21 protein-coding genes and 1 tRNA gene are annotated in these 25,072 nt (G+C 73.8%); 15 read left to right on the plus strand and 7 right to left on the minus strand.

The genetic code is table 11. The annotated features are described in order from the left end of the window. Window positions 1–63: 63 nt before the first annotated feature. A complete protein-coding gene (htpX, locus tag EIM48_RS12915; RefSeq protein ID WP_026010304.1) occupies window positions 64–939 on the minus strand; it encodes a protease HtpX in 876 nt (291 codons plus the stop codon). 92 nt (window positions 940–1,031) lie between these two features. Here htpX and gluQRS point away from each other — a divergent pair, with 92 nt between their 5' ends. From gluQRS to phaR, 3 genes are all read left to right on the plus strand, one after another. Continuing rightward, window positions 1,032–1,955 (plus strand): tRNA glutamyl-Q(34) synthetase GluQRS, encoded by a 924-nt coding sequence (gluQRS, locus tag EIM48_RS12920; protein ID WP_125111829.1) that lies wholly within the window; start codon window positions 1,032–1,034, stop codon window positions 1,953–1,955. A 24-nt stretch (window positions 1,956–1,979) separates the two neighbouring features. Continuing rightward, window positions 1,980–2,720 carry an acetoacetyl-CoA reductase gene (phbB, locus tag EIM48_RS12925; protein WP_026010305.1) on the plus strand — a complete coding sequence of 247 codons (741 nt, stop codon included), beginning with the start codon at window positions 1,980–1,982 and terminating at the stop codon, window positions 2,718–2,720. A gap of 86 nt (window positions 2,721–2,806) precedes the next feature. After that, on the plus strand, window positions 2,807–3,304 hold the full coding sequence (gene phaR, locus EIM48_RS12930) for a polyhydroxyalkanoate synthesis repressor PhaR (protein WP_125111830.1): 498 nt from the start codon (window positions 2,807–2,809) through the stop codon (window positions 3,302–3,304). An 18-nt stretch (window positions 3,305–3,322) separates the two neighbouring features. Here the strand turns inward: phaR and EIM48_RS12935 are convergent, their stop codons facing one another. Together EIM48_RS12935 and EIM48_RS12940 are read right to left on the minus strand one after the other, a co-directional pair. After that, window positions 3,323–4,213, minus strand: a complete 891-nt coding sequence (locus EIM48_RS12935; RefSeq protein ID WP_026010306.1) for a M48 family metallopeptidase — start codon at window positions 4,211–4,213, stop codon at window positions 3,323–3,325. A gap of 19 nt (window positions 4,214–4,232) precedes the next feature. Continuing rightward, window positions 4,233–6,113, minus strand: coding sequence for an SUMF1/EgtB/PvdO family nonheme iron enzyme (locus EIM48_RS12940; protein ID WP_233581693.1), 1,881 nt, complete (start codon window positions 6,111–6,113; stop codon window positions 4,233–4,235). 97 nt (window positions 6,114–6,210) lie between these two features. Here EIM48_RS12940 and rnd point away from each other — a divergent pair, with 97 nt between their 5' ends. The 7 genes from rnd (at window position 6,211) to EIM48_RS12975 (ending at window position 12,905) form a co-directional block, all read left to right on the plus strand. Continuing rightward, on the plus strand, window positions 6,211–7,305 hold the full coding sequence (rnd, locus tag EIM48_RS12945) for a ribonuclease D (RefSeq protein ID WP_125111831.1): 1,095 nt from the start codon (window positions 6,211–6,213) through the stop codon (window positions 7,303–7,305). Between the two features lie 225 nt (window positions 7,306–7,530). Beyond that, window positions 7,531–8,235, plus strand: coding sequence for a DUF3348 domain-containing protein (locus EIM48_RS12950; protein ID WP_028914942.1), 705 nt, complete (start codon window positions 7,531–7,533; stop codon window positions 8,233–8,235). Continuing rightward, on the plus strand, window positions 8,216–10,294 hold the full coding sequence (locus tag EIM48_RS12955) for a DUF802 domain-containing protein (protein WP_125111832.1): 2,079 nt from the start codon (window positions 8,216–8,218) through the stop codon (window positions 10,292–10,294). Before EIM48_RS12950 ends, EIM48_RS12955 begins: the two co-directional genes overlap by 20 nt. Further along, the gene (locus EIM48_RS12960) at window positions 10,291–10,941 is read left to right on the plus strand and encodes an OmpA family protein (protein WP_125111833.1); all 651 of its coding nucleotides are present in this window, start codon (window positions 10,291–10,293) and stop codon (window positions 10,939–10,941) included. The genes EIM48_RS12955 and EIM48_RS12960 overlap by 4 nt, the downstream gene beginning before the upstream one ends. Continuing rightward, window positions 10,931–11,548 carry a DUF2894 domain-containing protein gene (locus EIM48_RS12965; RefSeq protein WP_125111834.1) on the plus strand — a complete coding sequence of 206 codons (618 nt, stop codon included), beginning with the start codon at window positions 10,931–10,933 and terminating at the stop codon, window positions 11,546–11,548. Before EIM48_RS12960 ends, EIM48_RS12965 begins: the two co-directional genes overlap by 11 nt. Before the next feature lie 85 nt (window positions 11,549–11,633). Further along, window positions 11,634–11,709, plus strand: a tRNA-Ala gene (locus EIM48_RS12970). A 98-nt stretch (window positions 11,710–11,807) separates the two neighbouring features. Further along, the gene (locus EIM48_RS12975; protein WP_125109372.1) at window positions 11,808–12,905 is read left to right on the plus strand and encodes an SGNH/GDSL hydrolase family protein; all 1,098 of its coding nucleotides are present in this window, start codon (window positions 11,808–11,810) and stop codon (window positions 12,903–12,905) included. A 1-nt stretch (window position 12,906) separates the two neighbouring features. On the opposite strand, the gene EIM48_RS12980 is transcribed toward EIM48_RS12975, so the two are convergent. Together EIM48_RS12980 and ispG are read right to left on the minus strand one after the other, a co-directional pair. Continuing rightward, window positions 12,907–13,608 carry a phosphatase PAP2 family protein gene (locus EIM48_RS12980; RefSeq protein WP_125111835.1) on the minus strand — a complete coding sequence of 234 codons (702 nt, stop codon included), beginning with the start codon at window positions 13,606–13,608 and terminating at the stop codon, window positions 12,907–12,909. Further along, window positions 13,589–14,857 carry a flavodoxin-dependent (E)-4-hydroxy-3-methylbut-2-enyl-diphosphate synthase gene (ispG, locus tag EIM48_RS12985; protein ID WP_125111836.1) on the minus strand — a complete coding sequence of 423 codons (1,269 nt, stop codon included), beginning with the start codon at window positions 14,855–14,857 and terminating at the stop codon, window positions 13,589–13,591. The genes EIM48_RS12980 and ispG overlap by 20 nt, the downstream gene beginning before the upstream one ends. Window positions 14,858–14,983: 126 nt before the next feature. Between ispG and EIM48_RS12990 the strand changes: the two genes are divergently transcribed. Further along, complete coding sequence (locus tag EIM48_RS12990; RefSeq protein ID WP_125111837.1) at window positions 14,984–16,411, plus strand: aldehyde dehydrogenase family protein; 1,428 nt, start codon at window positions 14,984–14,986, stop codon at window positions 16,409–16,411. 10 nt (window positions 16,412–16,421) lie between these two features. Here the strand turns inward: EIM48_RS12990 and EIM48_RS12995 are convergent, their stop codons facing one another. After that, on the minus strand, window positions 16,422–19,190 hold the full coding sequence (locus EIM48_RS12995) for an EAL domain-containing protein (RefSeq protein ID WP_019400005.1): 2,769 nt from the start codon (window positions 19,188–19,190) through the stop codon (window positions 16,422–16,424). Window positions 19,191–19,492: 302 nt separating this feature from the next. Here EIM48_RS12995 and EIM48_RS13000 point away from each other — a divergent pair, with 302 nt between their 5' ends. Genes EIM48_RS13000 through EIM48_RS13015 form a run of 4 tightly spaced genes read left to right on the plus strand, consistent with a single transcriptional unit; the run spans window position 19,493 to window position 23,408 of the window. Next, complete coding sequence (locus tag EIM48_RS13000) at window positions 19,493–20,050, plus strand: RNA polymerase sigma factor (RefSeq protein ID WP_019400004.1); 558 nt, start codon at window positions 19,493–19,495, stop codon at window positions 20,048–20,050. Next, on the plus strand, window positions 20,047–21,006 hold the full coding sequence (locus EIM48_RS13005; RefSeq protein ID WP_125111838.1) for a hypothetical protein: 960 nt from the start codon (window positions 20,047–20,049) through the stop codon (window positions 21,004–21,006). Before EIM48_RS13000 ends, EIM48_RS13005 begins: the two co-directional genes overlap by 4 nt. A 33-nt stretch (window positions 21,007–21,039) precedes the next feature. Beyond that, window positions 21,040–21,645: a YigZ family protein gene (locus EIM48_RS13010; protein ID WP_125076812.1), complete on the plus strand. Its 606-nt coding sequence runs from the start codon at window positions 21,040–21,042 to the stop codon at window positions 21,643–21,645. Beyond that, window positions 21,642–23,408 (plus strand): ABC transporter transmembrane domain-containing protein, encoded by a 1,767-nt coding sequence (locus EIM48_RS13015; protein ID WP_125111839.1) that lies wholly within the window; start codon window positions 21,642–21,644, stop codon window positions 23,406–23,408. Before EIM48_RS13010 ends, EIM48_RS13015 begins: the two co-directional genes overlap by 4 nt. Before the next feature lie 10 nt (window positions 23,409–23,418). Here EIM48_RS13015 and EIM48_RS13020 read toward each other — a convergent pair whose 3' ends face one another. Continuing rightward, a complete protein-coding gene (locus tag EIM48_RS13020; RefSeq protein ID WP_125111840.1) occupies window positions 23,419–25,053 on the minus strand; it encodes an acyl-CoA dehydrogenase family protein in 1,635 nt (544 codons plus the stop codon). Window positions 25,054–25,072: the final 19 nt, after the last annotated feature.

The raw sequence follows: 25,072 nt of genomic DNA on the forward strand, positions 1-25,072 counted from the left end.
ATAGTCCCCCAGACGCAACGGCCCGCCGGATGGCGGGCCGTCCTGCATCCGCGGTCGGGCGCCTCAGGCGGCGGCCGAGGCGCGCAGCGCCGCGATCCGCTCCGCCAGCGGCGGATGGCTCAGGAACAGCCGGCGCAGGCCCTCGCCCATGCCGCCGGCGATACCGAAGGCGGCGATCTGGTTCGGCAGGGTGCTGTGGCCGTGGTTGAGCGCCAGCTTCTCCAGCGCCGCGATCATCTTGTGGCGGCCGGCCAGCTGCGCGCCGCCGGCGTCGGCGCGGAACTCGCGCCGGCGCGAGAACCACATCGCGATCATGGTCGCGAACAGGCCGAACACCATCTCCAGCACCAGCACGATGGCGAAGTAGGCCATGCCGCGGCCCTCGCCCTCGCGGTTGCCGGACAGGTAGCCGTCGACGATGCCGCCGACCACCCGCGCCAGCACGATCACGAAGGTATTGAGCACGCCCTGCAGCAGGGCCATGGTCACCATGTCGCCGTTGGCCACGTGCGCGATCTCGTGGCCCAGCACCGCCTCGGCCTCGTCCGCGCTCATGTTGCGCAGCAGGCCGGTGGACACCGCTACCAGCGCGTTGTTGCGGTTGGCGCCGGTGGCGAAGGCGTTGATTTCCGGGGCATCGTAGATCGCCACCTCGGGCATGCCGATGCCGGCGGCCTGGGCCTGGCGGCGCACGGTATCGACCAGCCAGCGCTCGGCCTCGCTGCGCGGCTGGGTGATGACGTGGGCGCCGGTGGCGCGCTTGGCCATCCACTTGGAGGTCAGCAGCGAGACCAGCGAGCCGCCGAAGCCGAACATCGCGCCGAGTACCAGCAGGCCGGCCATCTGGTCCGGGCTGACGCCCAGCAGCGACATCACGATGCTGGCCAGGAACAGCACGGCGAGGTTGGTCGCGAGGAACAACGCGATACGGGTAAACACGAAACGGACTCCGGTGGGTTGCGTCGATGACACCGGGCAGATGGGCATGGCCACGCTTGAAATCAAGTGCGGCCGGCCGCGACCATGGCGCGATGGCGCAGGCATCCCAGGCATCCGACGTTCCCTACCGCGGCCGCTTCGCGCCCTCGCCCACCGGTCCGCTGCACGCCGGCTCGCTGCTGGCCGCGTTTGGCAGCTGGCTGTTGGCGCGCGCTGCCGGCGGCCAGTGGCTGGTGCGGATCGAGGACGTGGACCGCCCGCGCGAGGTGCCGGGCGCCGCCGCGGCGCAGCTGGCCACGCTGTCGGCCTTCGGCCTGGAGTCCGACCTGCCGGTGGTGCGCCAGAGCGAGCGCGAGCCCCTGTACCGCGCCGCCCTGGAGCGCCTGCTCGAGGCCGGCTTGGCCTTCCCCTGTTCCTGCAGCCGCAGCGACCTGGCCGCGGCCGGCGGAGTCCACCGCCGCTGCGTCGCCGCCACCCCGCGCCCGCGGCCGGCGGTGCGGCTGCGGGTGGCCGACGGCAGCCAGGTCGCCTTCGAGGACGGCCTGCAGGGGCGCTTCGCCCAGGACGTGGACCGGGAGGTCGGCGACTTCGTCCTGCTGCGCGCCGACGGGTTCTGGGCGTACCAGCTGGCGGTGGTGGTCGACGACGCCGAGCAGGGGGTGACCGACGTGGTCCGCGGTGCCGACCTGCTCGATTCCACCCCGCGCCAGATCCTCCTGCAGCGCGCGCTGGGCCTGCCCACCCCGCGCTACCTGCACCTGCCCCTGCTGCTGGACGCCTCCGGGCACAAGCTGTCCAAGTCCAGCGCCGCGCTGCCGGTCGATCCCGCGGATCCGCTTCCCGCACTGCGTCATTGCTGGACCCTGCTGGGCCAGGACCCGGCACCGCTACGGGGCGAAAAACGGGTGGATGCACTGCTATGGCGCGCGATTTCGCACTTCGATCGTGCAAGGCTGCCGGCGCGCTTGCACTTTCATCAGCCCCTCACTACAACTTCGCCGGACATGTCTGAATAGCCGGGGCACCCGGCAGGGGCCTTGATGAACAGTCGCGTCGCACTTGTTACCGGCGGAACCGGCGGAATCGGCACCGCCATCTGCAAGCGCCTGGTGGACATGGGCCACCGCGTCGCAACCAATTACCGCAACGAGGAAAAGGCCCTGGCCTGGCAGCAGCAGATGCGCGAGGCCGGCTACGAAATCACCCTGGTCCCCGGCGACGTCGGCACCCCGGAGGGCGGTGCCGCCCTGGTGCGCGGGGTCGAGCAGGCGCTAGGGCCGATCGAGATCCTGGTCAACAACGCCGGCATCACCCGCGACACCACCTTCCACCGCATGAGCGCCGAGCAGTGGCACGAGGTGGTCAACACCAACCTCAACTCGGTGTTCAACGTCACCCGCCCGGTGATCGAGGGCATGCGCGAGCGCAAGTGGGGCCGGATCGTCCAGATCAGCTCGATCAACGGCCTCAAGGGCCAGTACGGCCAGGCCAACTACGCCGCGGCCAAGGCCGGCATGCACGGCTTCACCATCTCCCTGGCGCGCGAGAACGCCAGGCTGGGCATCACCGTCAATACCGTTTCCCCCGGCTACGTGGCCACCGACATGGTCATGGCGGTGCCGGAGGAAGTCCGCGCCAAGATCGTGGCCGACATCCCCACCGGCCGCCTGGGCCGGCCCGAGGAAATCGCCTACGCGGTCGGTTTCCTGGTCGCCGAGGAGGCCGCCTGGATCACCGGCTCCAACCTGGACATCAACGGCGGCCACCACATGGGCTGGTAGCCCGTCAAGGGGACGGGCGGCAGTTGCATGCGCTGCTGCGGTGCGCCATGCTCGGGCAACGTTGAAGACCCGAGTGAGCGCTCTAGATGGCTGCCACCCGCATCATCAAGAAGTACCCGAACCGCCGGCTGTACGACACCGAAATCTCCAGCTACATCACCATCGAGGACGTGCGCCAGCTGATCCTGGACGGCGAGTCCTTCGAGGTCCGCGACGCCAAGAGCGGCGAGGACCTGACCCGTTCGGTCCTGCTGCAGATCATCGCCGAGCAGGAGCAGGACGGCGAGCCGATGCTGTCCACCCAGCTGCTGAGCCAGATCATCCGCTTCTACGGCGACTCGCTGCAGGGCTTCATGGGCAACTACCTGGAGCGCAGCATGCAGCTGTTCCTGGAACAGCAGCAGACCTTCCGCCAGCAGATGGGGAACCTGCTGGGGCAGACGCCGTGGACGGCGATGAACCAGCTCACCGAGCGCAACCTGGAACTGTGGCAGGAGTTCCAGCGCGGACTGGCCGGCAGCCTCGGCCGCCCGACCACGCCCCGCGAGCGCGACACCCCCCCGCCCGGCAAGACCCGCCGCTAAGGTCGCCCGCTGCCGGCGTCACTGCCGGCAGAACCTCTCCCGGTACTCCATGGCCCTGGGCATCAGCGCCTGCAGGGTCTGGATGCGCGTGCCCGGGTTCGGGTGGGTGGAAGCGAACTCCGGCGGCGCCTGCCCGCCGGAGGCGCCGGACATCCGCTCCCACAGCCCGATCGCCGCGTTCGGGTCGTAACAGGCGGCCGCCGCCAGCATCAGCCCGACCTCGTCGGCCTGGGTCTCGTGGGTGCGCGCATACGGCAGCAGGTAGCCGTAGCCCATCGCCGCCATGACCATCTGCTGCTGTTGCGGGTCCAGCCCGCCGGCGGCGCCGGCCATCTGCCCGATCTGCGCCAGCTTCTGCTGGCTCATCCGCTGCGCGCCGTGGCGCAGCAGGGCGTGGGCGATCTCGTGGCCCATCACCACCGCCAGCGCGTCCTCGCTCTGTGCCACCGGGAACAGGCCTGTATAGACCGCCATCTTGCCGCCGGGCAGGCAGAACGCGTTGGCCTGGTCGGAAGGAATCACGTTGACGTCCCACTCGAACTGCCGCCAGTGGGTCGGCGCCTCCAGGCCATTGGCCGCGGCCAGCTCCGCAGTGACCTCGTCCACCTTGTCGATCAGCCGCGCGGCGATGCGCGCCACCTGCTGCGCCGCCGGGTCCGAGCGTGGCAGCGGCGGCTCCTGCGCCAGGATCTCCTCGTAGGCCTGCAGCCCCAGCGCGCGTTCCTGCTCCGGGCCCAGGCTGGCGTCGATCAGCACCGTCTGCCCGGTGTACGGGTCCTGGGTGCGGTTGGACAGGTAATAGCAGCCGCCGTAGGCGAGGAAGGCCAGCACCACCACCAGGCGCAGCCCACCGCCCAGGCCGCCGCCGCGCCGGCGGGCGACCTGCCCGCGGTGAGGATCCATGCGCATCGCTCCCCCCTCCTCTGCCCTAGATGCTGCGCACCACGCGGAAGCCGATGCGCGCGCTGGTCACGTCCGAATCCACCCGCGAACGCCAGGCCGAGCGGGTCTGCGCCGGCGAACCGGCCCAGGAACCGCCACGCACCACCCGCGCCCGGCAACCGGGGTTGTACCAGGGCGCACCGTCGGCCGGGGCGCGCCGGTAGCTGGCATGCCAGCAGTCGGCGACCCACTCGGAAACATTGCCGGCCAGGTCGTGAAGACCCCATGCATTGGGCCGGAAGCGCCCGGCCGGGGCCACGCCCCAGTAGCCGTCGCCATAGCCGGGAAAGGCGTTGTTCCAGGTGCGGCCGCCGGGCGAGACGTCGTCGCCGCCGGTGAAGTTGCCGCTCTCCGGCGGCGGCACGCCGTGGTCGCCCCAGGGATAGCGCCCGGGGTTGCCGGCGCGCAGGGCGTACTCGAACTCGGCCTCGCTGGGCAGGCGGTAGTGGCGCCCGGTCTGTTCCGACAGCCAGGCGGCATAGGCCTCCGCGTCGCGCACGCTCACGTGCAGCACCGGGTCGCCGGGGTCGGCGGGGCGGCCGTCGTAGCCGGAACGCCAGTCCACCCCGCTGCGGCGCACGAAGTTGCCGCTGCGCTCGTCGTACACCAGCGAGTTGCCGCGCCGGGTCGCGCGCGGGCGGGCGCCGGCCGATTCCACGAAGCGCGCGAACTCGGCCACCGTCACCTCGGTCAGGGACATGGCGAAGCCGCGGTTGAAGCGCACGTAGTGGGCCGGCTTCTCGGCGTCGGAGGCCAGCGGGTCGGAATCCTCCGAGCCCATCCGGAACGCGCCGTGCGGCACCACCACCATCTGCGGGCCACGGCTGCCGTCGGCCAGGGCGTCGGTGAACACCTGGCCCGGGCGGAACGGGCCGTAGTAGGTGACCAGGTCGATGCGCTCGCGCAGGTTCGCCGCCACCGGGTCGCCCGGGCGGGCGATGCGCAGCACCTCGGCCAGGCGCACGCGGGCGTCGCGCACGCCGTTGGGGCGCAGCAGGTCGCGCAGGGCGGCGTCGCGCAGGCCGGCCACCGCGCGCGCGCGCTGCGCCTCGATCCGCGCGCGCGCATCGGCCACCGCCCCGGCCATGTCGCCGCGCACCGCGCCCGCCTGCTCCAGCCAGCCGGCGGCCGCGTCGAACTCGAGCCGGTCGGCTTCGCTCTGGGCGCGGTCGACCAGGGCGCTTTCCACCGCGCCCAGGCCCTGGCGCGCATCGCGGTCCTGCGGCTCCAGCACCAGGGCCTCGCGGAACCAGGCCAGGGCCCCGTCCAGCTGGCCGCCGCGCAGGTCCTCGCGCCCGGCGCGCACCAGCGCCGCCACCCGCCGCGCGCGCTCCACCCGCTGCTGCAGGCTGCGCACCCGGCGATCCTCGGCATCCAGGGTGCGCGCCACCGCGGCCAGGGCGACGGCACGCTCCAGGGCGCCGGACTGCGGATCGGTGGCGGCCTCGGCCAGGGCGCGGTCGGCGGCCGCCAGCACCGCCGTGGTGGTACGGCGCAGGCCGTCGCGGGCCTGCCGGTCCTGCGGATCGGTACGCGACAGGGCCAGGTAGATCGGGGCGGCGGCCGCGGCATCCTCGTACAGCCGGCCCTCGCGCAGGGCGGCCTCGGCCTGCCGGCGCAGGGCACGGCGGTCGGCGTCCTCGCCGATCTCCACGGCCGGCGGGGTCCAGGCCTCTACCACGTGGGCGCTTTCGTCGCCGCTGACGGTCACCCTGGGCAGGGCGATGTCCGGCGCTTCCGGCTGCGCCTGCGCGGTGGCGGGGGCCTGGCCGGCAGTCTCGTCCGCGTCCTGCGGCTGCGGGCCGCCGCAGGCGGCCACGCCCAGCAGCATCCCCGTCCACAGCAATGCCCGACCGCTCGCGCGCAAGACGCCTCCCTGGAGAAAACCTGCCGCCCGCCGGCGGATTTGCCGTTAGGCTATCCCAGCCAATACGCGCAAGACCACGCAAGACCGGAATCCCTAAGTGTCAGAAGTCCTCTGGATCGACCAGCCCGCCAAACTGCTGCGCCGCCTGCAGTCGGCGCCCTCCCGCATCGGCCTGGATACCGAATTCATCCGCGAACGCACCTTCTGGCCACGCCTGGCCCTGGTGCAGATGGCCGTGGACGGCGACGTCCTCCTGGTCGACGCCCTCGTCCCCGGCATGGCCGAGGCCATCGCCGCCTGGCTGGACGCCCCCCACGTGCTCAAGGTGATGCACAGCGCCAGCGAGGACCTGGTCACCTTCCGCTGCGCCTGCGGCACCGTGCCGCGGCCAATGTACGACACCCAGGTGGCCGCGGCCCTGGCCGGCTTCGGCGCCGGCATGGGCTACCAGCGCCTGGTCGCCCAGGTCACCGGCACCACGCTGGCCAAGGGCGAGACCCGCTCGGACTGGATGCGGCGCCCGCTGAGCCCCGCCCAGCTGGAGTACGCCGCCGACGACGTGCGCCACCTCGACGCGCTGTACCAGGCCACCCTCGCCCGCCTGCGCGAGCTGGGCCGCGAGGCCTGGCTGGAGGAAGACATGGCCCGCACCGCCGAGCAGGCCGCGCACGACGAGCCGGAGCGGTGGCCACACCTGGGCCTGCGCGCCGCGCAGTTCCTCGATACCGCCGGCCAGCGCCGGCTGTTGCGCCTGCTCCGCTGGCGCGAGCAGCAGGCGCGCGCCCAGGACCATCCCCGCAGCTGGATCCTGGACAACGACCTGGCCCTGGACCTGGCCCGCGACCCGCCGGCCGACGGCACCGCCCTGCAGGCGCGCCTGGAGGCCACGCCCAAGGCCCCGCGCAAGCTCGGCAAGTCGCTGTGGCAGGCCCTGACCACCGCCGTGGCCGACGAGGAGCAGATGCCGGCCGTGGCCGCCGAGCCGGACCGCAACGCGGTGCGCCGGCTGCAGGACGCGGTGGCCCGGCGCAGCGCCGACCTGGGCCTGCCGGACGGCGTGCTGGCCTCGCGCAAGCAGCTGGAAGCCCTGCTGGAGAGCGGCAGCTGGCCGCAGCCCCTGCAGGGCTGGCGCCGGCGCGAACTGGAGCCGGTGCTGCAGCCCTTGCTGGCCCGCACCGGCGCCGCGGGCTAGAATCCGCCCCTTTCCGGGCGGGCCGCGCGCCCGGCTCCGCCCGTTCCGGGCCGCCCGGCGGCCCCGACCGCGGCGCCGGCCGGGCCGGCGTCCCGGCCGCGTCCCGGCCCGCAGCCAGCGCCGGAGCCACTCACCGCAGGAATCCCCCGCCCGCCCCGCACCGGCGTCGCGCCGGTCCCGCGGCGGCTTGCGGCCCCGCCCGGTCGAGAGAACACCGTCCGCCCGATGCAGTCCCAGCCACGCCCCACCCCCAGCGGACCCCGCTTCGTCCGCCAGCTGGCCCAGCTGGCCGGCACGGCGGCCGACGCGCCAGCGCATCCGCTGTCGCAGCTGCTGAGCCACTGGCTGGAATGGAAGCAGGCGGTGGCGCTGGCACGGGTGCTGGACGCACCGGCGGGCACGGGCCCGGCGGCCGTGTCCCCGGCCGGGGACGCGGCGGCGGAACTGGCCGAGGCCCGCGCCGCGCTGGCGCAATCGATCGGCCGCGACCGCGCCTTCGCCGCGCCGCCCGAAGGCCCGCGCCCACCGTTCGAATGGAGCTACTTCCAGCAACGGCACATGGCCCTGCAGCACCTGCTGGAAAGCGGCAGCGGACGCTTGCGCGAGACCCTGCGCCAGCGCCTGGCCGCCCGCTCCCCGGCCCTGGCGCGGCTGGCCGCGGTGGACGCGGTGATGGAACAGGCCCTGGCCCGTCCCACCCGCAGCCTGCTGGGCCGCGCCACCGCGGTGCTGGAACACCGCTTCCAGGAACTGCTGTCCGCCAGCGACGAGGCGCCCGGGACCGAGGCGCCCGCCTGGCTGGAACGCTTCCGCCACGACATGCACGAGCTGCTGCTCGCCGAACTGGATATCCGCCTGCAACCCGCCGAAGGCCTGCTTGCCGCCCTCGGCCCCGCCCCCGATGGAACCCATGCAACGAATCCTCCCTGAACTGGCCACCTTCCTCGCCGGCCTGGCCGTGGTGTGCTGGATCGGCGCCGGCTATGCCGCCGGCCACCCGCTGGCCCTGCTGTTCACCCTGCTGGTGCTGGCCTTCTACCTGTTGGGCGCGCTGGAACTGCGCCGCTACCGCCAGGCCACCACCGGCCTGGAGCGCGCGCTGGACGGTCTGGACGCCGCGCCGGCCAGCCTGGAAGCGTGGCTGGCGCAGCTGGATCCGGGCCTGCGCGAGCCGGTGCGCCTGCGCATCGAGGGCGGCCGCCTGCCACTGCCGGGCCCGGCGCTGGTGCCGTACCTGGTCGGCCTGCTGGTGCTGCTGGGCATGCTCGGCACCCTGCTGGGCATGATGACCACGTTGCGCGGCACTGGCGTGGCCCTGGAAGGCACGGCCGAGCTGGACGCGATCCGCGATGCGCTGGCCGCCCCAGTGCGCGGCCTGGGCTTCGCCTTCGGCACCTCGATCGCCGGCGTGGCCGCTTCGGCCGCGCTGGGCCTGCTGTCGGCGCTGTGCCGGCGCGGCCGCGCGCGCGCCGCGCAGCGCCTGGACGCCGCCGCCGCGGGCGTGCTGCGCCCGTGGTCGCAGGCGTACCAGCGCGAACAGACGGTGCAGCTGCTGCAGGCCCAGGCCGGGCTGCTGCCGGCCCTGGTGGAACGCCTGGAACGGATGGCGGCCGCCCTGGAGCAGCGCGAGGCCGCCAGCGCCGAGCGCCAGCTGGCGCAACAGGAGGCCTTCCACGCCCGCACCGAGGCCACCTTCCGCGAGCTGGCCGGCTCGGTCCAGGCCACCCTGTCCGACAGCGTGGCCGCAAGCGCGCGCGAGGCCCGCGCCGCGGTGCAGCCGGTGCTGGAATCGACCCTGGCGGCGATCGCCGGCCACGCCGAGTCGACCCGCGACAGCGTCACCAGCGCGGTGCAGCGGCACCTGGACGGCGCCGGCGAAAGCCTGCGCGCGCTGGGCGGGGAGATCGCCGCGCAGTGGAGCCAGGCGCTGCAGGCCCAGCGCGAAGCCGGCGCGGCCCTGCTGCAAGACCTGCGCGGTGGCCAGGAGCAGCTGGTCCAGGCCATGGGCCAGCAGGCCGAAACCCTGGTGGGGCGGATCGGCGCGCAGCTGGAACAGGCCGGCAGCGGCCTGGCCGCCGGCTGGGAACAGGTGCTGGCGCGCCAGGACGAGGCCAACCGCGCCGCCACCGAACAGCAGCGCCAGGCGCTGGCCGAGGCCGCCGGCGCGATCGAGCGCCAGTCCGCCGCCCTGCTGGACTCGCTGGAGCAGGCGCACGCGCAGCTGCAGGCCGCCTTCGCCAGCCAGGAGCAGGAACGCCTGGCCCGCTGGAGCGCCACCCTCGAGCATGCCGGCGCCGCCCTGCGCGAGCAGTGGCAGCAGGCCGGCGAGCAGGCCGCGGCGCGCCAGCAGGCGGTGTGCGACACCCTGACCAGCACCGCCACGCAGATCAGCGAGCGCACCCAGGCCCAGGCCGAGGCCACCATCGCCGAGATCTCGCAGCTGGCCCGCACCGCCGCCGAGGCGCCGCGGGCCGCGGCCGAGGTCATCACCGAGGTGCGCCGCCAGCTGTCCGAAAGCCTGGCCCGCGACACCGCCCTGCTGGAGGAGCGCAGCCAGCACATGGCCATGTTCGGCCAGCTGCTGGAAGGCGTGAACCGCGCCTCCGGCGAGCAGCGCGCCGCGCTGGAATCGCTGGTCGAGTCCACCGCCTCCCTGCTCGAGCGCACCGGCGCCCGCTTCGAGGAGCAGGTGCAGGCGCGCGGCGGGCAGCTTCAGGAAGCCGGCGCCCAGGTGGCCGCCGGCGCCGCCGAGGTCGCCAGCCTGGCCGAGGCCTTCGGCGCCGCGGTCGAGGCCTTCGCCCAGGGCAATGCCCTGCTGGTGGAGCGCATGCAGCAGATCGAGGCGGCGCTGGAGAAGGCCGCCGCGCGTAGCGACGAGCAGCTGGCCTACTACGTGGCCCAGGCCCGCGAGGTGATCGACCTGGGCGTGCTCAGCCAGAAGCAGATCGTCGAGGACCTGCAGCGCCTGTCGGCGCGGAGCGCGGCATGATCGAGCACGCCGGCGAAGAGGACGGCCTGGCGGCGCCGGTCTGGGCAGCGTTCGCCGACCTGATGGCGGTGCTGCTGGGCGTGTTCGTGCTGATCCTGGTCTGCGTGATCGGGGTGCAGCTGCAGCTGTCGGCGCGGCTGGACGAGGCGGTGCGCCAGCGCCAGGCCGAGGCGCAACAGCGCCAGGCGCTGGAACAGGCGCTGGCCGCGCCACTGGCCGACGGCCGCATCACCCTGGTCGACGGCCGCATCGGCATCCGCGGCAACGTGCTGTTCGCGCTCAATTCCGACCAGCTGCAGCCGGAGGGCCGCCAGGTCCTGCGCGCGCTGGCCGCGCCGCTGGCCGGCTACCTCAGGGCGCGCGAGCAGGTGCTGATGGTCAGCGGCTTCACCGACGACCGTCCGGTGCACGAGGGCAACCGCCGCTTCGCCGACAACTGGGAACTGTCGGCGCAGCGCGCGCTGACCGTGACCCGCACCCTGATCGAGGAAGGCGTGCCGGCCGACTCGGTGTTTGCCGCCGCCTTCGGCGAGCACCAGCCGGTCGGCTCCAACGCCGACGAGGAAGGACGCGCGCGCAACCGCCGCGTGGAAATCGCGCCCGTGCCCCGTCCCGTGCGCACCGCCGGTGCCGCCGATGCCGACTGAGGACATCCAGGCCCGCCTCGAGCGCTGGCGCGCCACCGGCGCCGACCGCACCCAGCCGCTGCGCTTCGCCGCGCTGCAGGCGCTGGCGCGGCGCGCACGGGCGCAGCAGGGCCTGGCGCGGGAGCGGACCGAGGCGCGCCTGGCACGCCTGGTCGAGCGCTATGCCCCCGCGCTGGACGCGGTTGCGCCCGCGCCCGCGCCCGCCCCGCCGGCGGCGCCCACACCGGGGCCGCTGGCGGAACTTGTCGCGCAGCTGGACGGCATCGCCCGCCAGCGCCACGGCACCACCGCCTCCGGCGAGGTGCAGGAAATGGCCGTGCTCGGCGAGCTGCGCCGGTTGTGGGCGCAGGTACGCAGCGAGAGCCAGCTGCGGCGCTCGCTGCAGGACCTGCCCGAGGACGCCGGCCCGCTCAACTCCGGCAAGCTGGTGCACCGCGCGCTGAACCTGATGGGGCAGCTGTCGCCGCAGTACCTGCGCCACTTCCTCGCCCACCTGGACACCCTGGCCTGGATCGGCCAGGTCGACCCACCGCCGGCACGGCCCGCGGAAAAGGCCGCCGCGCCGGCGCGCAAGCGCAGCCGCAAGCGCGCCGCCACCGCGGATTGAACGCATCGGCGGTTTCCTGCGCGGGGAGGCTTGGCGAACCGCAAAGGCCGCGCTAGAATGCGCGCCCTGACGTCACCGTCACCGTGGGGCCATAGCTCAGCTGGGAGAGCGCGTCGTTCGCAATGACGAGGTCGGGAGTTCGATCCTCCCTGGCTCCACCAATATTCCAGTCAAGGCCCGGGCAATCCCCGGGCCTTGTTCTTTCCGCGCTCCCGCTGCGATCCTCCGCGCTCCGCCGACCTGGCCAGGAGGGGAAGCCATGGCACGCCGCACCGCGATCGTCCTCGCCCTGCTGCTGGACATTGCCGCCAGCGCGCAGGCGCAGCCGCGCGTGCACGCCGATGCCGCGCTGCAGGGCACGCCCGCGCCCGTGGCCATCGGCGGGCGCACCGCGCCGCATCCGGCGGGCCTGGCCCACCAGTGGCCGGGGGTCCATTTCGAGACCGCGTTCGAGGGCGACCAGGCCGGGTTCGAGCTGGTGGCGCCACCGCTGACCCTGCACGTGCTGGTGGACGGGGAGCGCGTCGCCACCCTGCGCCAGCCGGCGCCGGGCCGCTACCGCGTGGACGGCCTCGCCCCGGGCCGGCACGTGCTGCGCCTGGAGACGGCCAGCGAGAACCAGGCCGCGGCGCACGTGTTCGGCGGCTTCCTGCTGCCGCGCGGCAGCCGCGCGCTGGAACTGCCCGCGCGCGCGCGCCGGATCGAGTTCATCGGCGACTCGCACACGGTCGGCTATGGCAACACCTCGACCACCCGCGAGTGCAGCAGCGCGGAAGTCGATGCAACGACGGACACCAGCGCCGCCTTCGGCCCGCAGGTGGCCAGGCATTACGGCGCCGATTACCGGATCCATGCCATTTCCGGCCGCGGCGTGGTGCGCAACTACGATGGCCACGCCGGCGACACCCTGCCCGCCGCCTGGCCGTACCTGCTGCTTTCGCACGGACATCCGGACGAGGACACCGCCTGGCAGCCGCAGCTGGTCGTCATCGCCCTGGGCACCAACGACTTCTCCACCGCCCTGCACGAAGGCGAGCCCTGGGCCGACCGCGCCGCCCTGCGCGAGGACTACGTGCGGACCTATGCCCGCTTCGTGCGCCAGCTGCGCGCGCGCTGGCCGCGGGCGCACTTCGTGCTGTGGGCCACCGATGCGGTCGACGGCGAGATCCGCGACCACGCGCGCCAGGTCGCCATGAAGCTGCTTGGCGAGGGCGACCGCAGGATCAGCTTCCTGCCGGTATCCGGCCTGGACATGCAGGCCTGCCACTGGCACCCCTCCGCGGCCGACCATGTCCGCCTGCGCGAGGCCCTGGTCGCGCACATCGACGCCCTGCCCCCGCCCTGGGACGGTGACTGACTCAGCGCCAGCGCGGGTGCCACGGCCGCCGTGCGCGGAACAGCACCAGGTAGCTCCCGGCGACCCAGGCCAGGCCCGCGGCCCAGCCGGCCAGCACGTCCGAGGGGTAATGCACGCCCAGGTACAGGCGCGACAGCCCCACCAGCAGCACGAACGCGGCCGCCGCCGCCACCACCGGCCAGCGCCAGCGGGTGCGCCATGCCAGCAGGATCGCGACCATGGCCAGGGTCATCGAGCCCATGGCATGGCCGCTGGGGAAGCTGAAGGTGGTCTCCGGGGCGATCGATTCCCACAGGTCCGGGCGCGCGCGCTGGAAGCTGTGCTTGGCGGCCAGGTTCAGCAGCGCCGAGCCGACGAAGGACACCACCGCGAAGGTCGCCTCGCGCCACTTGCGCTTCAGCAGCAGGACCAGCGACAGCAGCACGTCGAGCGGGATCACCCCGTGCTCGTAGCCGGCATGGGTGACGGCGACGAAGAACGCGTCCAGGCGCGGCCCGGCCAGGCCGTTGAGCCAGCGCAGCAGCGCCTCGTCGGCGTGCACCATTTCCTCCAGCTCGTGGACCTCGTCGGCCAGCTCGGCGAACAGCCACAGCGGGGCCAGCACCCCGAGGAACAGCAACAGCAGCAGGCCCAGCCTGCGGCGCGGCGGCAGCACCGGCGCCGCGGAGTCTCCCGGAGGCGGCTCAGCCGGCCTTCCGGGCATACCGGGTCTCGACGTACTCGTCGATCAGGGCCACGAACTCGGCGGCGATGTTCTCGCCCTTGAGCGTGACCTTCTTCTCCCCGTCCACGAACACCGGCGCCGAGGGCGCCTCGCCGGTGCCCGGCAGGGAGATGCCGATGTCGGCATGGCGCGACTCGCCCGGGCCGTTGACCACGCAGCCCATCACCGCCAGGGTCAGGTTCTCGGCGCCGGGGTGGGACACGCGCCATTCCGGCATCTTCGCCCGCACGTGTTCCTGCACGGTCTTGGCCAGCTCCTGGAAGAAGGTGCTGGTGGTGCGGCCGCAGCCCGGGCAGGCGGTGACCATCGGGGTGAAGGCGCGCTGGCCGGTGGTCTGCAGCAGCTCCTGAGCCACCACCACTTCCTGGGTGCGCGGCTGGCCCGGCTCCGGCGTCAGCGAGATGCGGATGGTGTCGCCGATGCCTTCCTGCAGCAGCACCGCCAGCGCCGCGGCGGAGGCCACGATGCCCTTGCTGCCGATGCCGGCCTCGGTCAGGCCCAGGTGCAGGGCGTAGTCGCAACGCGCAGCCAGGTCGCGGTACACCGCGATCAGCTCCTGCACGCCGCTGACCTTGCAGCTGAGCACGATGCGCTCGGCCGGCAGGCCCAGCTCCACCGCGCGGTCGGCCGAATCCACCGCCGAGCGGATCAGCGCCTCGCGCAGCACCCGGCCGGCGTCCCAGGGTTCGGCGCGCTGGCTGTTCTCGTCCATCAGCCGCGCGGCCAGGGCCTGGTCCAGCGAGCCCCAGTTGGCGCCGATGCGCACCGGCTTGCCGTACTCGATCGCCTTCTCGATGATCGCGGCGAACTGGGTGTCCTTCTTCTTGCCGAAGCCGACGTTGCCCGGGTTGATCCGGTACTTGGCCAGCACCTCGGCGCAGGCCGGCTCGGCGGCCAGCAGCTGGTGGCCGTTGTAGTGGAAGTCGCCGATCAGGGGCACGTCGATGCCCATCATCAGCAGCTTCTCGCGGATCCGCGGGATCGCCGCGGCCGCCTCCGGGGTGTTGACCGTCAGCCGCACCAGCTCCGAGCCGGCGCGCCACAGTTCGGCCACCTGCTTGACCGAGGACGCCACGTCCGCGGTGTCGGTATTGGTCATGGACTGGACGACCACCGGGGCACCGCCGCCGACCGGCACGCCGCCGATGTTGACCTGGCGGGTGGGACGGCGCGGCCAGGGTCCGATGGAAGCCGGCGGCGTGGGCTGGGTGACGGCATCGTGCTGCATGTGCGCATTCTAGTCGCCCGCGGCCGAACATGGCCGAACCGGCGCATTCCGGCCGGCGGCCGACGCGGCCTTGCCACCGACCGCGGCATACTCGTCGCACCCGGCCCGCGCGCCCAGGACACCGCCATGCTCAAGCCCAGCTACCCGCTCTACGTCGCCAACGCCGCCGAAACGCCCAATACCGACCTGGAAGTCCGCGACAAGTACAGCGGGGAGGTCGCCACCCGGGTGGCCATGGCCGACGCGGCCACGGTGGAGCGGGCGATCGCCGCGGCGGTGGAGGCCGCCCCGGCCATGGCCGCCCTGCCCCCGTTCCGCCGCCAGGCGGTGCTGGAGCATTGCATCGCCCGCTTCCGCGAGCGCGCCGAGGAGCTGGCCCTGGCCCTGTGCATCGAGGCGGGAAAGCCGATCAAGGACGCCCGCGGCGAGGTCACGCGCCTGATCGACACCTTCCGCATCGCCGCCGAGGAGGCGGTGCGGATCGAGGGCCAGACCGTGAACCTGGAGATCTCCGAGCGCGGCCGCGGCTACCGCGGGATCTGGAAGCGGGTGCCGATCGGGCCGTGCAGCTTCATCACCCCGTTCAACTTCCCGCTCAACCTGGTGGCGCACAAGGTGGCCCCGGCGATCGCCGCCGGCTGCCCGTTCGTGCTCAAGCCGGCCGGCAAGACCCCGGTGGGCGCACTGATCATCGCCGAGATCCTGGCCGAGACCGACCTGCCCAGGGGCGCATTCTCGGTGTTCGCCTGCGACAACGAGGTGGCCGCGCCGCTGGTCGAGGACGACCGGATCAAGCTGCTGTCCTTCACCGGCGGCCTCATCGGCTGGGACTTCAAGGCCCGCGCCGGGCGCAAGAAGGTCACCCTGGAGCTGGGCGGCAACGCCGCCTGCATCGTCGACGCCGACCAGGGCGGGTGCCTGGACCACGTGGTCGAGCGCCTGGCCTTCGGCGCCTACTACCAGTCCGGGCAGAGCTGCATCAGCGTGCAGCGGATCCTGGCCCACGCCGACGTCTACGACGCGCTGAAGGACAAGCTGGCGGCGAAGATCGCCACTTTCGTCGCCGGCGACCCGAAGGACGAGAAGACCTTCATCGGCCCGATGATCGACGAGGACGCGGCGCGCCGGCTGGAAGGCTGGATCGAGTCGGCGCGCAAGGCCGGGGCGAAGGTCGTCGTCGGTGGCGGCCGCAACGGCAACATGCTCGAGGCGACCCTGCTGGAGGACGTGCCGGCGCATTGCGAGCTGCAGCGCCAGGAGGCGTTCGGCCCGGTGGCGCTGCTGCAGCGCTTCGAGGATTTCGATTCGGCCCTGGAGACGGCCAACGATTCGGACTTCGGCCTGCAGGCCGGCGTGTTCACCGACAGCCTGGACCACGCCATGCGCGCCTGGGACCGGCTGCAGGTCGGCGGCGTGGTGGTCGGCGACGTGCCCAGCTTCCGCATGGACAACATGCCCTACGGCGGGGTGAAGGATTCCGGCTTCGGCCGCGAGGGCGTCAAGTACGCCATCGAGGACATGAGCGAGATCCGGCTGCTGGTGATCCGCAGCTGAGCCGCCGCGCTCAGCGCACCCGGCAGGCCGAGGGCCGGCCCAGCAGGTAGCCCTGCCCGGCGCTGCAGCCCAGCTCCAGCAGGGTGGCGCGCTGGGCCTCGGTCTCGATGCCCTCGCCCACCGTCTCCATACCCAGGCTGTGCGACAGCGCCAGGATCGCGCGCACCAGGGCCAGGCTTTCCTCGCGCCCGCCCTCGGCGTCCAGGCCGGCGACGAAGCTGCGGTCGATCTTCAGCCCCAGGATCGGGAACCGGTGCAGGTACGACAGCGCGGAGAAACCGGTGCCAAAATCGTCCAGCAAGGCGCCCACGCCGCGCGCGCGCAGGCTGTCGAGCATGCGCCGGATGCGCGGCGCGTCGTCCATCAGCGCCACCTCGGTGATCTCCAGGCGCAGCCGCGCCGGGTCGGCGCCGGCGCCGTCCAGCAGGCCCAGCAGGCGGCGGGCGAAACCCGGCGAACGGAAGTGGCGCGGCGAGACGTTGACCGAGATGTAGCCGCTGCCGCCGCGCGCCAGCTCCTCGATCACCTGCTCGTACAGCAGCCAGTCGACCTGCTCGATCAGCCCGCTCTCCTCGCCCAGGGCGATGAACGCCGCCGGCGACAGCAGGCCGCGCTTCTCGTGGCGCCAGCGCAGCAGGGCCTCGTGGCCGACCACCGCGCCATCCTCCAGGCGCACGATCGGCTGGTAGTACGGGATGAACTCGCGGCGCTGGATCGCCCGGCGCAGGTCCGCCTCCAGGTCCAGGCTGCGCACGGCCTGCTCGCGCATGGCCTCGTCGAACATGGCGTAGCGGTCGCGGCCCTCGTTCTTGGCCCGGTACATGGCCGCGTCGGCGTCGCGCAGGAGCTCCTCGCCGCTGCGGTAGCGCGGGTGCCACAGGGCGATGCCCATGCTGGCCGAGGGGAACAGTTCGCGGCCGGCGACCCATAGTGGCTGGCCGATCACGCCCAGCAGCCGGCGCGCCAGCTCGCGCACCTCATCGTGCCCGTCCGGGCAGGCGGCCAGCACCGCGAACTCGTCCCCGCCCAGGCGCGCGACCACGTCGCCGGGGCGCATGGCCGACACCAGCCGCCGCGCCACCTCCACCAGCAACTCGTCGCCTGCGGCGTGGCCGATGCTGTCGTTGACCACCTTGAACCGGTCCAGGTCAAGGAACAGCACGGCGAAGGCGTGCCCGGCGCCATCGCCGGCGCGCCGCAGCGCGGCGCCCAGCGAATCCAGCAGGCAGGCGCGGTTGGGCAGCCCGGTCAGGGCGTCGTGCAGGGCCTGGTGGGTGAGCCGCTGCTCGGCGCGCAGGCGCTCGCCGATCTGCGCCAGCAGCTGCTCGTTGGCCCGCTCCAGCTCGCTGGTGCGCTCGGCCACGCGCCGCTCCAGGTCCGCATGGGCCAGGCGCAGCCGTTCCTGCGCCGCCTGCCGGGCCAGGCCGGTGCCGATGTTGTGGGCCACGAACGAGAGCAGGCGTTCGTCGTCGCTGCTGAAGCTGATCTTCGGGTCGTAGCTCTGCACCGCGATCACGCCCACCACCTCGCCGTCGCGGCGCAGCGGCACGCCCAGCCAGCTGCTGGCCCGCACCGGGCCGGGGTCGTGCACCTCGCCGGCGGCGATCAGGCGGTCGATGTCCGCGCGGTGCGCCAGCAGGGTCGTGCCGGTGCGCATCACGTACTCGGTCAGGCCCTTGCCCGTACGCCGCGGCGGGCGGTGGTCGCCGCCCTGGTCCACCGAGTACACGAACTCGATGGTCTGCTGGTCCTCGGCGAGCAGGGCGATGTAGAAGTTGCGCGCGTACAGCAGGTCGTCCACCGCGGCGTGGACCTTGGCGTAGTACTGCTCCGGCCCCTGCGAACTGACCGCCATCTCAGCGATGCGGTACAGCGCGTGCTGCAGGCGCTCGGCGCGCTGGCGCTCGAGCACCTCCTCCTGCAGCTCGCGGTTGGCCCGTTCCAGTTCCAGGGTGCGCTCCAGCACCCGGCGCTCCAGTTCCACCTGGGCCTGGCGCCGGTCCAGCATGGTCTGCACGTGCTGGGCGACGAAGCCCAGCAGCGCGCGGTCCTCCTCGCTGTAGCAACCGGCGCGGTCGTAGCTCTGCACCACGATCGCGCCGCATACGCGCTCGCCGCGGCGCAGCGGCACGCCCAGCCAGTCCAGGCTGTCCGAGCCATGGCGCCGGCTGCGCTGCGGCAGGCCCAGGGCGCGGCGGATCCCGGCCGAGGGCCCGCGCAGGGCGCGGCCGTGGCGCAGCAGGGCCAGGGTGAGGCTGTCGGCCATCTCCTGCACCGGCCACTCGCGGCCGCCGTCCGCCAGTTGCGGGTCGCGGTCGTCGGCGTAATAGAGGAAGCGCAGGCTGCCGCGCCGCTCGTCGTACTCGACGATGTAGCAACTGGGCGCGTACATCAGCGTGCCGATGATGCCGTGCAGGCGCGCCAGCACTTCCTGCATCTCGACCTCGCCGCCGGCCAGGTCGGCGATCTCGTACAGCGCCTGCTGCAGCCGCCGCGACTGTTCCAGTTCCTGCACCCGGGCCTGCAGCCGGCGCTCGTGCAGCTCCGCTTCCAGCAGGGTGCGCGCCGCCGCGCACCAGGCCTGCCGGCGCGCCGGTTCCAGCGTGTCCGGACACCCGGCCAGCGCGGCCAGCCGGGCCTCGCCCTCGTCCCAGGCCGCGCCCAGGACCCCGTCGGGCACCGGGCCGCCGTCCAGCACCTGCTGCAGCCGCGCCCAGGCCTCACCGTCGCTGGCACCGGCGCAGGTGGCCAGGCCCGCGGCCTGCCAGCCCAGGGCCATCCACCCTGCCTCCGGTAGCAGGGACGCAAGCACGGCCCAGGTCCGCCCGGGCCCATCGGGCACGGCGGCACCGGCGGCCGGTGCCGCACCCTCAAGGCCACTGCAATGGATCATCTGTCCTGGATCGAGCTTGCCGGCAACGGCGGGCGCCAGCATAACGGTCCGCCCCGCCGATTTCTCGACCCCAACGCACTGTTCTGTGCGTTGTATCCAACATGAGCACGTGCCCCGCCGCCGCCGCCCTGCCCCTGCCCGCCGCGGTGCCGCTTGCGTCCGGCGCCGGGCGCGCTAGGGTGCCGCACATGGAGCAGGCGGTGGACCCACCCGGAGACGAGATCCTGATGCAGGCCTGGGCCGCGGGCGACGTTGCCGCGTTCGAGGCCCTGTACGCGCGCCACCGCCTGCCGCTGTTCCGCTTCCTGCTGGGCCAGCTGCATGACCGCGCCCTGGCCGAGGAGCTGTTCCAGGACGTGTGGCAGCGGGTGGTGGCCGCACGCGACGGCTGGCGCCCGGACGCGCCGTTCGCGGCCTGGCTGTACCGCATCGCCCACAACCGACTGGCCGACCACTGGCGCGCGCTGAAGCACCGGCCGCCGGCGCCGGCCGACGCCGACGAGCGCACCACCGCGCTGGCGGACCCGGACGACCCGGAGCGGCACGCCAGCCGTTCGCAGCAGGCCGCGCGCCTGTACCGGGCGCTGGACGAGCTGCCGGCCGAGCAGCGCGAGGCGCTGCTGCTGCGCCTGCATGGCGAACTGCCGCTGGAGGAGATCGGCCGCATCACCGGGGTCGGCCGGGAGACGGTGAAGTCGCGGCTGCGCTATGCCATGGACCGCCTGCGCGGGAGGCTGCAAGCATGAGCCGGCACGCCCCCCTGACCCCGGAGGAACTGGAACTGCGGCGCCAGCTCGAGGCGGCTGCCGGCCCGGGGCCGTCGCCGCAACTGGATGCACGCGTCCTCGCCGCGGCGCGCCAGGCCGCGGCTCCCCCTGCGCACCCGGCAACCGCCACGGCGCCGGTGGCCCGCGGCTGGCGGCGTGCGCGGCGGCGGCGCTGGATTGCTCCGCTGGGGCTGGCGGCATCGCTGGTGCTGGCGTTCGGCGTGGCCTGGCAGTTGCGCGAACCGCCGGTGCCCGGCCAGGCGTTGCCGGCGGCAGCGCCGGCGGCTGCCGACCGCTCTGCACCAGCCGCGGCGCAGGCCGTGCATGCACCGGCAGCAGAGGAGGCGGCGCCGGCCGCGGATGCGGGTGCCGCGGATTCCGCCGCCACCCCGGCGGTGCAGCGCCCCGCCGCCGCGGTCGCGCGCAAGCTGCCGCCGCCGCCACCGGACGACGCTGCCGTGGCGATGCCGCGCGCGCCCTTGCCGGCCGCTCCGGCGCCGGTCGCGGCAATGGCGGAACCGGCGCCCGCGGCCTCGCCAGCTGCCGAGGTGGCCGCGGCCGCGGAAGCCGCGCGTGCGGCGCAGGACATGGCCCGCGCCCGCCAGGCGCAGGGGGCCGCGCGCCGCGCTGCCGAACGTTCCCGCCAGGAGGCCAGTGCAATGCGCCCTGCGCCTGCGATGGCGCCGCGGCAGGCGATCGCCGCCCCGCCACCGCCTCCGGCATCGGCGCCGGTATCCGCGGCCGCGATCGAGGACGGGCCACCGCCGGTGGCCATGGCCCTGGCCGATCCGCAGGAATGGCTGCAGTGGATCCGCGGGCTGCAGGCCGACGGCGACATCGAAGGCGCACGCGCGAGCCTGCAATGGTTCGTGCGCGAGCACCCGCAGCTGGAAGTGCCCGAGGACCTGCGGCCGTTGCTCGAACAGGCGCCGTGAGTGCGACCGGCGCGTGCACACGCGCCGGTTAGAATGGCGGCGATGACCGATACCCTCGCCGCGCCCGCCAGCCACCTGCTCGAGGTCAAGCACAGCCGGTTCCTGGCCAATGCCGCGCCCGTGGCCACCCCGGAGCAGGCACTGGAGTTCGTGGCCTCCGCGTCCCACGCCGATGCCACCCACAACTGCTGGGCCTACCGCATCGGCCAGGACTACCGATCCAGCGACGACGGCGAACCGGCCGGGACCGCCGGCCGCCCGATCCTGGCCGCGATCGACGGCCAGGGCTACGACCGCGTGGCGGTGGTGGTGACCCGCTGGTTCGGCGGGATCAAGCTCGGCGCCGGCGGCCTGGTCCGCGCCTACGGCGGCGCGGCGGCCGAGTGCCTGCGCCTGGCCAGGCGCGAGCCGCTGGTGGAAATGGTCGAGCTGGAACTGGAGTGCCCGTTCGATGCGCTGGGCACGGTCCATGCCGCACTGGCGGCGCACGCGGCCGAAAAGACCTCCGAGGCCTTCGTGGCCGACGGCGCGCGCCTGGGCCTGCGCCTGCCGGCAACCCAGGCCGAGCCCCTGCGCGCGCGCCTGCGCGACGCCACCCGCGACCGCGTGCGCGTCGCCATTCCCGGAAGCAACCCGTGAGCGAAAAGACCCCAAAGGATGGCAGCCGCCTGCAACGGATCGGCAGCCTGCGCACGCTGTGGCCATTCGTGGCCCGCCACCGCGGCCTGTTCGCGGCCTGGCTGGCGGCGCTGGCGCTGTCCTCCAGCGCCACCCTGAGCCTGCCGGTGGCGGTGCGCTACATGATCGACCGCGGCTTCGGCGGCGGCGCCATGATCAACCAGGCCTTCGCCGTGCTGTTCGCGGTGGCCGTGGTGCTGGCGCTGGGCACCGCCGCGCGCTTCTTCTTCGTGTCCCTGCTGGGCGAGAAGGTGGTGGCCGACCTGCGCGAGCGGCTGTACGCGCACCTGGTCGGGCTGGACCCGGCCTTCCACGACCGCAGCCGCAGCGGCGAGCTGGTCTCGCGCCTGTCCGCCGACGCCGAGCTGCTGCGCAGCGTGATCGGCACCACCATGTCGGTGGCCCTGCGCAGCAGCGTCACCGTGGTCGGCAGCCTGGTCATGCTGTTCGTCACCAGCCCGCGGCTGGCGGCCTACTCGCTGGTGGGCATCCCGCTGTCGGTGCTGCCGATCGTGCTCGGCGCACGCCGGCTGGAGAAGGCCTCCCGCGCCAGCCAGGACCGGGTCGCCGACGCCAACGCCCTGGCCGCCGAGAGCCTGGGTGCGGTGCGCACGGTCCAGGCCTACGCGCGCGAGCCCTACGAACGCGCCCGCTTCGGCGAGGCGCTGCGGGTCGCGGTGGCCACCGCGCGGCGGCGCATCGCCGCGCAGTCGCTGGTGACCGCGGTGGCCATCGTGCTGGTGTTCGGCGCGATCGTGCTGGTGCTGTGGTCCGGTGCGCACGACGTGGTCGCCGGCACCATGAGCGCCGGCACCCTGGGCCAGTTCGTGCTGTACGCGCTGATCGGCGGCGGCTCGGTCGGCGCCCTGGCCGAGGTATGGAACGAGCTGCAGCGCGCGGCCGGCGGCATGGGCCGCATTTCCGAGCTGCTCAACGAACAGCCGGCGATCGCCGCACCGGCGCAGCCGCGCCCGCTGCCGCGGCCGGTGCGCGGCGCGATCCGCTTCGAGGGCGTGCGCTTCCACTATCCGGAACGGGCCGACGCCCCGGCGCTGGATGGCTTCGACCTGGAAGTGCACCCGGGCGAGACCGTGGCCCTGGTCGGCCCCTCGGGCGCCGGCAAGAGCACGGTGCTGTCGCTGCTGCTGCGCTTCCACGACCCGCAGTCCGGGCGCGTGCTGCTGGATGGCATCGACCTGCGCGAACTCGACCCGGCCGACCTGCGCGCGCAGGTGGCACTGGTGGCGCAGCAGCCGGTGCTGTTCGCCGCCAGCGCGATGGACAACATCCGCTACGGCCGGCTGGAGGCCAGCGACGAGGAAGTGCGCGCGGCGGCGGCGGCGGCCGAGGCCGACGGCTTCATCTCCGCCCTGCCCCGCGGCTATGCCAGCGAGCTGGGCGAGCGCGGCGCGCGCCTGTCCGGCGGCCAGCAGCAGCGCGTGGCCATCGCCCGCGCCCTGCTCAAGGACGCGCCGGTGCTGCTGCTGGACGAGGCCACCAGCGCGCTGGACGCGCAGAGCGAGCGCGCGGTGCAGCATGCGCTGGAGAACCTGATGCGCGGCCGCACCACCCTGGTGGTCGCCCACCGCCTGGCCACCGTGCTGCGCGCCGACCGCATCGTGGTCATGGACCAGGGCCGGATCGTGGCCGAGGGCACCCACGAGCAGCTGCTGGCCCAGGGCGGGCTGTACGCCGAGCTGGCGAAGCTGCAGTTCCTGGATTGAGCCGCGGGCGCTACGGCAGCGCCCGCTCCATCACCGCGGCGAAGTCGATGCCGGGCGGCAGCGTGCCCATGGCCAGGCCGTGGGCGCCGTCCAGGCGGCTGCGCACGAAGGCCCCGGCGACCGGACTGCCCGCCGCGTGCAGGGCCGCTCCCTGCAGCACCAGGGCGATGCGCTCGACCAGGTGGCGCGCCCGGATCTCCAGTTCCTCGCGCGGCTGCGCGAGCAGGCCGGCGATGGCCGCGGCCTGGCGGGCGAGCACCGGGTCCATGCTCGCGGCCCGTTCCAGCGCGGCCCGCAGCGCCTGCGCCGCCTGTGGCTCGCGCGCCAGCGCGCGCAGCACGTCCAGGCACTGGATGTTGCCGCTGCCTTCCCAGATCGAGTTCAGCGGTGCCTGCCGGTACAGCCGCGGCAGCACCGATTCCTCCACGTAGCCGGCACCGCCCAGGCATTCCTGGGCCTCGTTGACCAGCGTTGGCGCGCGCCGGCACAGCCAGTACTTGCCGACCGCGGTGGCCACGCGGGCGTAGGCCGCGGCCTGCGGATCGCCCGGCCCCGCGTCCACCGCGGCGGCCACGTCCAGCGCGAACGCGGTGGCCGCCTCCGATTCGATCGCCAGGTCGGCCAGCACGTTGGCCATCAGCGGATGCCCGGCCAGCACCCGGCCGAAGGCCATCCGGTGGCGGGCGTGGTGCAGCGCATTGGCCATCGCCCAGCGCACCTGCGCCGCGGCGGCGAGCATGCAGTCCAGCCGGGTCAGCATCACCATCGGGATGATCGTGGCCACGCCGCGCCCGGGCTCGCCCACCGGCCAGGCCAGGGCGTCGCAGAACTCCACTTCGGAAGAAGCATTGGACCAGTCGCCCAGCTTGTCCTTCAGCCGCATCAGCCGGAACGCGTTCTTCGACCCGTCCGGCAGCCGCCGCGGCAGCAGGAAGCAGCCCAGCCCGTCGGGGGTCTGCGCCAGCACCAGGAAGCCGTCGGACATCGGCGCGGAGAAGAACCACTTGTGCCCGACCAGTTGCCAGGCATCGCCGCCTGGCAGCGGGGTGGCGGTGGTGGCATTGCCGCGCACGTCCGAGCCGCCCTGCTTCTCGGTCATGCCCATGCCCAGGGTGAGCCCGGCTTTTTCCGCCATCGGCAGGTCGCGCGGGTCGTAGGCCGGCGTCGCCGCGCCGCGCGCCCATGCCTCCAGCGCCGGCGCCTGGCGCAGCACCGGTACCGCGGCGTGGGTCATGGTCAGCGGACAGCTGGTGCCGGCCTCGGCCTGGTGGTGCAGATAGGCCAGCGCCGCGCGCGCCACGTGGGCGCCGGGCACCGGTTCGTGCCAGGACAGGCCGGCCACGCCGTGCGCCTTGGCCAGCTCCATCAGCCGGTGGTAGGCCGGGTGGAACTCGACCAGGTCGATCCGCCGCCCCTGGGCATCATGGGTGCGCAGGCGCGGGCGGTCGCGGTTGGCGTCGAAGCCGAGGCGGTACAGCTCGTCGCCGGCCAGCGCGCCATAGGCCTGCAGGCGCGGGACGAACGCGCCCGCGCCACCGCGCGACACCGCCTCGCGCAGGGCCAGGTCGTCGCCCCACAGGTCGCGCGGCACCAGCGGCGGCGGCTGGTTCGCGACGGCGTGGGTCTCGAAACGGTTCGGCTGCATGCGCTCCTCCTGCCACCGG

The sequence above is a fragment of the Pseudoxanthomonas sp. SGNA-20 genome (genome assembly GCF_003931635.1).
In the GTDB taxonomy this organism is placed as follows: Bacteria; Pseudomonadota; Gammaproteobacteria; order Xanthomonadales; family Xanthomonadaceae; genus Pseudoxanthomonas.